The sequence below is a fragment of the Elstera sp. genome, assembly GCF_044372965.1.
In the GTDB taxonomy this organism is placed as follows: domain Bacteria; phylum Pseudomonadota; class Alphaproteobacteria; order Elsterales; family Elsteraceae; genus Elstera.
Window position 1 is genome coordinate 1 of the sequence record NZ_JBILQX010000153.1, and the last position, 8737, is coordinate 8737.

General features: G+C 63.6%; 7 protein-coding genes and 1 pseudogene. All 8 read left to right on the forward strand.

The annotated features are described in order from the left end of the window. Positions 1–1232 (forward strand): ABC transporter substrate-binding protein (locus tag ACIQ36_RS15670; protein ID WP_395831000.1); only part of this gene is annotated, 1232 nt, incomplete at its 5' end. Positions 1233–1369: 137 nt separating this feature from the next. Then, on the forward strand, positions 1370–2302 hold the full coding sequence (locus tag ACIQ36_RS15675; RefSeq protein WP_395831002.1) for an ABC transporter permease: 933 nt from the start codon (positions 1370–1372) through the stop codon (positions 2300–2302). 22 nt (positions 2303–2324) lie between these two features. Then, the gene (locus tag ACIQ36_RS15680) at positions 2325–3236 is read left to right on the forward strand and encodes an ABC transporter permease (protein ID WP_395831004.1); all 912 of its coding nucleotides are present in this window, start codon (positions 2325–2327) and stop codon (positions 3234–3236) included. Then, complete coding sequence (locus tag ACIQ36_RS15685) at positions 3233–4267, forward strand: ABC transporter ATP-binding protein (RefSeq protein WP_395831006.1); 1035 nt, start codon at positions 3233–3235, stop codon at positions 4265–4267. Before ACIQ36_RS15680 ends, ACIQ36_RS15685 begins: the two co-directional genes overlap by 4 nt. Further along, positions 4255–5247: an ABC transporter ATP-binding protein gene (locus tag ACIQ36_RS15690; protein ID WP_395831008.1), complete on the forward strand. Its 993-nt coding sequence runs from the start codon at positions 4255–4257 to the stop codon at positions 5245–5247. Before ACIQ36_RS15685 ends, ACIQ36_RS15690 begins: the two co-directional genes overlap by 13 nt. After that, positions 5244–6401 (forward strand): acetylornithine deacetylase, encoded by a 1158-nt coding sequence (gene argE, locus ACIQ36_RS15695; protein ID WP_395831010.1) that lies wholly within the window; start codon positions 5244–5246, stop codon positions 6399–6401. The genes ACIQ36_RS15690 and argE overlap by 4 nt, the downstream gene beginning before the upstream one ends. Next, positions 6398–7807, forward strand: a complete 1410-nt coding sequence (locus tag ACIQ36_RS15700; protein ID WP_395831012.1) for an MmgE/PrpD family protein — start codon at positions 6398–6400, stop codon at positions 7805–7807. Before argE ends, ACIQ36_RS15700 begins: the two co-directional genes overlap by 4 nt. After that, a pseudogene (locus ACIQ36_RS15705) lies at positions 7785–8737 on the forward strand (hypothetical protein); the annotation flags it as partial. The gene ACIQ36_RS15700 and the pseudogene ACIQ36_RS15705, both read left to right, overlap by 23 nt.

Here is an 8737-nt window from a genome sequence, read left to right on the forward strand (position 1 = left end):
TCTACACGCGCTCGATTGTCGCCATCGACGTGGTGGACCGCTACACCCTATCGCTAACGACGCGCACGGCCTATCCGCTGCTGCCCGTCGAGCTATCGTCGATCGGGATGATTTCGGACGGTAAATCGGGCGCGCCTGCGATTGCCTTCAACCCCGCCGGGTGCGGGGCGGGGCCGTGGCCGACGACGGAAGAGTTCAACAGCGGCAAACAGGCCATCGGCACCGGGCCGTATAAGCTGGTGCAATATGTCAAGGGCGAGCAAATCCGCCTGGAGCGCAATGCGTCCTACTGGGGCAAAGCTCCTGCTTGGGATAAGGTCACCTTGCGCCCGATCAGCAACCAAGGCGCACGGGTTGCAGCGCTGCTGGCGGGGGATGTGGACTTCATCGAAAGCCCCCCCATTCAAGATATTCCGCGCCTCCAGGCCGATGCGCGCCTGAAGGTGGTGCAGGGCGTTACCAGCCGCGTGATCTATCTGGCCATGGATCAGGCCAGCGACAAAGCCCCCGGCGTGACCGAGGATATTCCGAACCCGTTCAAAGATAAACGCGTGCGCGAGGCGATTTCGCTCGCCATCGACCGTAAGGTGATCGTGGACCGCGTGATGGGCGGCCTTGCCATTCCGGCTAATCAATTTCTGCCGGAGATGATGTTCGGGCATAACAAGGCGATTCCCGCCCTCGACCGCAACCCCGAGCGCGCGAAAGCCTTGCTGGCCGAAGCCGGGTTGCCGAACGGGTTTGAACTCACCCTGTCCACCCCGAACGACCGCTACAATAATGATGAGCGTGTGGCCCAGGCCATCGCACAAATGCTGACCCGCGCAGGCATTAAAACCAAGGTGCAATCCTTCACCTCCAGCGTGTTCTTTAGCAAACGCAATGCCTTCGAGTTCGGTATTTGGTTGGCCGGCTGGGGCGCGCAAACTGGAGAAATGTCCTCACCGCTGCGCGCGTTAGCCGCCACGGTGAATAAGGATTTGGGGAATGGCGTTAGCAATCAGGGCCGTTACTCGAACCCCGAGGTCGATGCGCTGATCGCCCAGGCTACATCCACGGTCGATGATGCCGCTCGCCGCGCGTTGCTGGAACAAGCAATGGCCAAAGCGATGATCGATGTCGGGGTGATCCCACTGCATTACGAAGTGCGCCCGTGGGCAATGCGGAAGGGCCTGAGCTATACCCCGCGCGCCGACGAATTCACCTTCGCCTTCGATATTACCCGCGACTAATCCCTGGCTCTAAAGATGCGTCGGGTTCGCCAAGCCCCTCCCGGATTGGCGGGCTCGCGCATCGGGCGGCGGGAGCGCGCCTCCCCCGGCCTTCCGCCGCCTTCTTTCTTTTTCTCGCCGACACAGGATGCTCGATCATGATTGCAGCCGCCCTGCGCCGAACGGTCGCTAGCCTAGTGCTGATGGCCCTGATGGCAACGATTGTTTTCTTAGGTGTTTTCGCGATTGGCAGCCCAATCGATATTCTCATCGATCCCGCTGCCGACGACGCCTTGCGCCAACAGGTTATTCAGCGCCTGGGCCTCGATTTGCCGCTGCATCAACAGTTCCTACATTTTCTCGCCGGGGCCATTCAGGGCGATTTGGGCAATTCCTTCGTTCATAACGTGCCCGCCTTGGGGCTGATTTTGCAGCGCCTGCCTGCGACGCTCGAACTTGCCGCCTCGGCCATGGCGCTTGCTATTTTTCTCGGCATTCCGCTCGGGATGGCGGCGGGTCTGTGGGAGGACCGCTGGCAGGGCAAGGCCATTCTCTCCCTCTCCATTTTGGGCTTCAGCCTGCCAACCTTCTGGGTGGGGATTCTGCTGATTCTGATTTTCGCAGTCGAACTGGGGCTGCTGCCCGCAGGTGGGCGCGGGGATGGCGGGATTGCTCATCTCATTCTGCCTGCCTGCACGCTCGCCTTGCTAAAGCTCGCCCTGGTTATCCGCCTGGCGCGGGCCGGAACGCGGGAAGCCTTGGATCAAGATTACGTGAAGTTCGCCCGCGCCAAGGGCCTGCATCCGGCGCGGATTTTAGGACTGCACGTGCTGAAAAACATTCTCATCCCCATCGTCACGGTCTTGGGGCTGGAGTTTGGCTCGGTCATCGCCTTTTCGGTCGTCACCGAATCGGTCTTCGCCTGGCCCGGCATCGGCAAGCTGTTGATCGATAGTATCTTGCGCCTCGACCGTCCGGTGATCGTCGCCTATCTGCTGTTCGTCGTGGCGATGTTCATCACCATCAATTTCATCGTGGACCTTCTCTACCTGCTGCTCGACCCGCGCGTGCGCGCTGGCGAACGCAGTTAGAGCCGCCCGCGAGGAGAGTGCCATGACCGATATTTCCGCGCCCCCGTTGCGCGCCCCCGCCCCGACCCATCCCACCTTGAAACTGCTGAGCGACTTCAGCCGCTCGCGCCCGGCGCTGCTGGCGTTGATCGTCTTCACTCTGCTCATTCTGGCGGCGCTGACCGCCCCGTGGATCACCCCGCAGAACCCCTATGATCTGAACCAAATCGACGTGCTCGACGCCCGCCTTGCCCCCGGCACCAAAGGCTATGGCGGCATGACCTATTGGCTTGGCACCGATGATCAGGGCCGCGATTTGTTAAGCGGTATTCTCTACGGTCTGCAAACCAGCTTGATGGTGGGGCTGACCACCACTGCCGTGGCCCTCGCCATCGGGCTTACGGTTGGGCTGATTGCCGCCTACATGGGTGGACGGGTCGATAATCTGCTGATGCGCCTCGTCGATCTGCAACTCTCGTTCCCCGCCGTGCTGCTGGCGTTGATCCTGCTCGCGATTCTCGGCAACGGGATCGATAAGGTCATCATCGCCCTGGTCGCGGCCCAATGGGCCTATTACGCCCGCACCGTCCGCTCCAGCGCGATGGTAGAGCGACGAAAGGAATATGTGGAGGCGGCGCGGTCCCTTGCCCTGTCTGACCGGCGGGTCTTGTTCGGGCATATTCTGCCCAACGCCCTCCCCCCGGTGATCGTGGTGGCCGCGCTCAATATGGCTCACGCGATTTCGTTGGAAGCCACCCTCTCGTTCTTGGGCGTGGGCGCGCCAGTTACCGAACCCTCGCTGGGCCGCCTCATTGCCAATGGCTACGCCTACATGCTGTCCGGTGAATATTGGATCAGCGTTCTGCCCGGCGTGGCGCTGCTCATCACCATCGTCTCCATCAATATGATCGGCGACCGGCTGCGCGATCTTCTGAACCCCCGAGGTGCGCGATGACCATTCCCCTCTTACCCACAGCCCGCGATATCGCCTTGCAGGTGCGGGGCCTCGTGACCGACTTCATGACCCCGGCGGGGGCGTTGCGCGCGGTTGATCAGGTCGATCTGCTGTTGCACCGGGGAGAAATCCTCGGGCTGGTCGGCGAATCCGGCTCTGGCAAAAGCGTGCTCGGCCAGTCGCTGATGCGCTTGCTCGACCGCCCAGGCCGGGTGACCGCGGGCAGCGTGCTGCTCAACGGGGAGGATCTGCTGGCGCTTTCAGAAGCCGAAATGCGGCGTAGGCGCGGCGCGCGCATCGCCATGATCTTCCAAGACCCGATGATGACGCTGAACCCGGTGTTGCGGATCGACACGCAGATGATCGAAGCCATTCAGGCCCACACCCGCGTGCCGCACCAGGTGGCGTGGGAGCGGGCGCGCGAGGCGCTTGCCCGCGTCGGCATTCCCGCCCCGGAAGAGCGTTTACGCGCCTACCCGCACCAGTTTTCGGGCGGGATGCGCCAACGGGTCGCCATCGCCATTGCGCTGATCAATCAGCCCGACGTGATTATTGCCGACGAGCCGACAACGGCGTTGGACGTTACCGTTCAGTCGCAAATTCTCTCGGAAGTGCGCGACCTGTGCACGCAATCGGGCACGGCCCTTATTTGGGTAACGCACGATCTCGCCCTTGTCTCCGGGCTCGCCGACCGGATCGCCGTGATGTACGCCGGACGGATTATCGAGACCGGGCGCACGCGCGACGTTATCCAACGCCCGCTACACCCCTATACCCAAGGGCTGCTCGAATCGATCCCCACCAATAACCTGCGCGGGCGGCCCCTGCGTCAGATTCCGGGGATGACGCCGAGCTTGAAAGACCTGCCCACCGGCTGCGCCTTCCGCCCCCGCTGCTCCCTTGCGACCGATGCGTGCGCGGAAGTCCCACAACCGCGCCGCGCGCAGGGCACCGGCACCACTCCCGCGCATCTCGTGCGCTGTCATCATCCCTATCTGCCGGCGGAGGAGCTTCTGTCATGCTCGAACTAAGGGAGATTTCAAAACGCTTCAGCAAACAGAGCGATTTTGCCGATAAGCTCACCCGCCGCCTGCTGAAAACCCCGCCTCCGCCAACCGTTCACGCGCTCGATAAGGTAACGCTCGACATTAAACCCGGCGAAGTGCTGGGGCTGGTGGGCGAAAGCGGTTGCGGCAAATCCACCTTGGGGCGGATCGTCGCCGGGATCAATGATCCCAGCGACGGCACGTTACGCTGGGAAGGTAAAGACATCGGCGCGATGACGCGGCCGGAGCGGCGGCAGATCAACCTAGCCGTTCAGATGATCTTTCAAGACCCCTTCTCCTCCCTTAATCCACGCAAACGGGTGAAGGACAGTATTGGGGAAGCACCCTTAGCCCACGGCATGATCACCCGCGCCGAGCAGGCCGATTATGTCGATGATCTGTTGCGCCAAGTTGGGCTCGATCCGGGGGCGAAGGACCGCTATCCGCACCAGTTTTCCGGTGGGCAGCGGGCACGCATTGGCATCGCGCGGGCGCTCGCGGTCAAGCCGCGCTTTTTGGTGTGCGACGAGTCGGTTGCGGCCTTGGACGTATCGATTCAAGCGCAGGTGATTAACCTGTTTATGGCGCTGCGCGACCAACTCTCCCTCACCTATCTCTTTATCAGCCATGATTTGGGCGTGGTGGAGCATCTCTCCGACCGAGTGGCTATTATGTACCTGGGCCGCGTGGTGGAAGTTGCCCCGACCGATCAGCTCTACGGCAACCCGGCGCACCCCTACACACAAGCGCTACTGGCCGAAGCGCCGCGCATTTCGCTGGAGCCGCGCGGCTATGCGACGATCAAGGGGGAGATTCCCTCCCCGCTCGCCCCGCCCCCCGGTTGTCATTTTCACCCGCGCTGCCCAATGGCGGGGCCGCGCTGTTCTCGCGAAAAGCCCGCGCTGCGCCCCCTGTCCGCCGGACGCCTGATCGCCTGTCATCTAACCGATGGAGGGGTGTCATGACCCCCGAAGCCCGCGCCACGTTAGAGCGCTGCATAGCCTTCGATACCGTCAGCCGTAACTCCAACCTCGGTATGATCGAGTGGATGGGCGATAGGCTGCGAGCCCTCGGGATTCCCGTCACCCTAGTGCGCGACACGACCGGCACGAAAGCCAACCTCTGGGCGACCATTGGCCCGGAAGTCGATGGCGGGATCATCCTCTCCGGGCATACCGATGTGGTGCCGGTCGATGGACAGGCGTGGACCACAGACCCGTTCACGGCGACCGAACGCGACGGCAAGATTTTCGGGCGCGGCACCTGCGACATGAAAGGCTTCATCGCCGCCTGCCTCGCCTTGGCGCCCACCTGGGCCAAGCTGCCGCTCGTCCGCCCCATCCATTTCGCCTTTTCCTATGATGAGGAGGTGGGCTGCATCGGCGTGCGCTCGCTGATCGACCTGCTGGCAACGCTCCCATTCCGCCCCGCAGGCTGCGTGGTGGGCGAGCCGACCGAGATGCAGATGGTCTTGGGCCATAAGGGCAAGCGCGCTTGGTGCTGTACCGTGGAAGGGCGCGCGGCACATTCCTCTGCCGCGCCGTCGGGCATCAATGCCATTGAAGGCGCGGCCACCCTGATTGGCCATATCGCCGATCTTGCCGCCGAACTGCGCGCCAACGATGGGCCAGATGCCGGGTTCGATATTCCGTTCAGCACCATGCTGACAACGATGATCGACGGCGGTATTGCCATGAACACGGTGCCCGATACCTGCCGGTTTATTTTCGAGTGCCGCCATTTGCCCGGCACCGACCCCGAGGCGCTGTTCGGGCGGATTCGCGACTTTGCCGAAACCCGCGTTACCCCCACCCTCAAGGCCGGGAGCGCGGTGGGCCGCGTGCGGTTTGAGGAAGTCTTAAGCTATCCAGGGCTCGATGCGCCGCAAGAGGGGGCGTTCACCCAGCGCGTCTCCCGCCTCACCTGCGCGTCTGTGCCTCCGAAAGTGGCGTTTGGCACCGAAGCCGGGTTGTTTCAAGCGGCGGGGATTCAAACCATCGTTTGCGGTCCCGGCAGCATTGCCCAGGCGCACCGACCCGATGAGTTCTGCACGATAGATCAACTCACCGCCTGCGAAGATTTCCTGAACCAACTGGTGGCCGGGCAGGTGCTGCCATGACGGAATCCACCGACCTAACCAAAGCGCTGGTTGCTGCTATCGCTACCGTGCCCGCCCGCCTGACCGACCTATCACAGGCACGCGCGCAGACAGCCCTGATCGATACCATCGCCTGTATGATCGCCGGGCGCGACGATCCCGCAACCCAGGCCGCGCGCCAAGCGGCGCTGGTGGAAGAGCCTTATGGCGCGGCAACGCTTCTCGGCGACCGTCAGCGCCGCCCGGCTGGGATTGCGGCGTTCGTCAATGGCACCGCCGCCCACGCGCTCGATTACGACGATAACTTCTTTCCCGCGATTACCCACGCCAGCGCGGTGCTGTTTCCGGCGCTCTTGGCCCTTGCTGAAACGCAAAATCAATCCTGGGGCGCGGTGATCGCCGCCTATGCCGCCGGATTGGAGGCGCAAGCACTGCTCGGCCTCATCGCCAATCCCGACCACTACGGTCGTGGCTGGCACGCAACCTCCACCCTCGGCGTGATCGGGGCGGCGGTTGCGTGCGCGACGCTCATGGGGGCGACGGCTGAGGAGCTCGCCGCCACCATCAGCATCACCACCAGCTTTGCCAGCGGCAGCAAGCGCCAATTCGGCAGCGCGATGAAACCGGTTCATGCGGGTCTCGCTGCCCAAAACGGGATTTTCGCGGCACAGCTTGCCCGCGCCGGGATTGCCGGTGCGCCCGAAATGCTGACGGGCCGCTGGGGGTTTCTTGATCTTTTTCACGGCGAAGCGTCCGCCGCCGCCCTACCCCCGCCGACAGGGCCGCTGGCGCTCGATACCTATGGGCTGACGCAAAAGCTCTACCCATCGTGCATGTCGAGCCACTTAGGCATCGATGCGCTGTTGGCGGCGCAGAAACAGGCCGACGTCCCCCTCCGCGAGATTGCCGCCGTCGAAATCGGCCTCCCTACGTTCATGATCGATAACCTGTGTTTCCTGAACCCACGCGATGCGCTGGAAGCCCGGTTTTCCATGACCTATTGCGCGGCGGTCACCTTGCGCGATGGCGCGCCCCGCCTGGTCCATTTCACCGACGCCGCGGTGGCCGATCCCGAGTTGATCGCCTTCGCCCAAAAGGTACGGCTCGCGGTGCGCGCCCCCTCTGCCGTCGCGCAAGCCTTGCCGTGGCAGGGCGACGGTTCCGCCCGTCTCGTTCTCAGCGATGGGCGGGAGGTAAGCGCCACCATCGCTTACCCCAAAGGCAGCAGCGGCAATCCACTGACCGCAGCCGAGCTTTATCGAAAATTCCGCGATTGCACCGCCCCAACCCTCGGCCCCACTCAGGCCGAAATCCTATTCGCGCGGCTGCACACGCTCGCGCCAACCGACCCAATTACCGCCCTCACCCCCTTCCTCGTTTCCCCTAACCCGTTGGGAGCCCCCTATGCAGTGGCACATTCCCGGTAATATCGGCACTAAACTGCTGATGGCCTTTGCCGCCATTACCCTCTCGACGGTTATCGCCGGGGGCGTTGCAACTGTCTCCTTTCAGCGTATCGAAGCCGATCAGGCGGAGATTACCGAGCGCGGGTTGCCGACCCTCGACGCCGCGCGAAAGCTCGACGGTAGCGCGGCAGGTCTTGCCGCAGCGCTGCCCAGTTTGGTCGCCGCCACCACACCCGACGCGGTCGATCAATCGGCCCAGGCCCTTGGCCAGTGGCTCGGGGCGATTCGGGCGGCGTTGCAGAACCTCGCCCCGCTCGACCCCGCCGCGACCGACGCCGCAACCCGGCTCGAGGCGCAGCTTGGCGAAGGCGTGACCACGCTCGCAACGGCGGCCCGGAGCGGCCTTGCCCAAGCCGCCACCCGCCACGACACCAGCCAACGCGGCCTTGCTCAGCATGGCCTGATCGCCACCCGCTTGAGCCAAGCCGCTGACCAAGGCATTGCCGCGCTCGACGCACGCACGAAGGACTCAATCTCCGCCAGCGGGGCCGACATCACCCGTTTGATGACCGACGAGGTGGGCGTTCTGGCAGCGGTGCTCGACCTGAAAGCCGAGGTGAACCGCCTCATCGGCTTGCTGACCGAGGCTGCGTTCATGACCGAAGCCCGCCGCCTGCGCCCGCTCGAATACGCCTTCCAACAAAGCGGCGACCGCGCGCAACGCTTGCTGACACTCCTGGAGCCCGTCGCCAATCTTGATCGCGCCTTGCGCCTCACCCGGCAGTTGCTCGCCGAAGGCACCGGCCCGGAGAATTTCTTCACCCGCCGTGCCGCCGCCCTAGGGCAACGGCAAGATGCCAGCGCCGCCGCCCTCGCCGATCTCAAACGAATGCAAGAGGACGCGTTGGAGGTGCTGGACGGGGTGCGCGAAACGGCAGCGCTCACCGTTAG

Bases quoted from the DNA above. Each gene is read 5' to 3' on its own strand.
- argE (WP_395831010.1), top strand. From the start codon at position 5,244: ATGACCCCCGAAGCCCGCGCCACGTTAGAGCGCTGCATAGCCTTCGAT.
- ACIQ36_RS15690 (WP_395831008.1), top strand. From the start codon at position 4,255: ATGCTCGAACTAAGGGAGATTTCAAAACGCTTCAGCAAACAGAGCGAT.
- ACIQ36_RS15700 (WP_395831012.1), top strand. From the start codon at position 6,398: ATGACGGAATCCACCGACCTAACCAAAGCGCTGGTTGCTGCTATCGCT.
- ACIQ36_RS15675 (WP_395831002.1), top strand. From the start codon at position 1,370: ATGATTGCAGCCGCCCTGCGCCGAACGGTCGCTAGCCTAGTGCTGATG.
- ACIQ36_RS15680 (WP_395831004.1), top strand. From the start codon at position 2,325: ATGACCGATATTTCCGCGCCCCCGTTGCGCGCCCCCGCCCCGACCCAT.
- ACIQ36_RS15685 (WP_395831006.1), top strand. From the start codon at position 3,233: ATGACCATTCCCCTCTTACCCACAGCCCGCGATATCGCCTTGCAGGTG.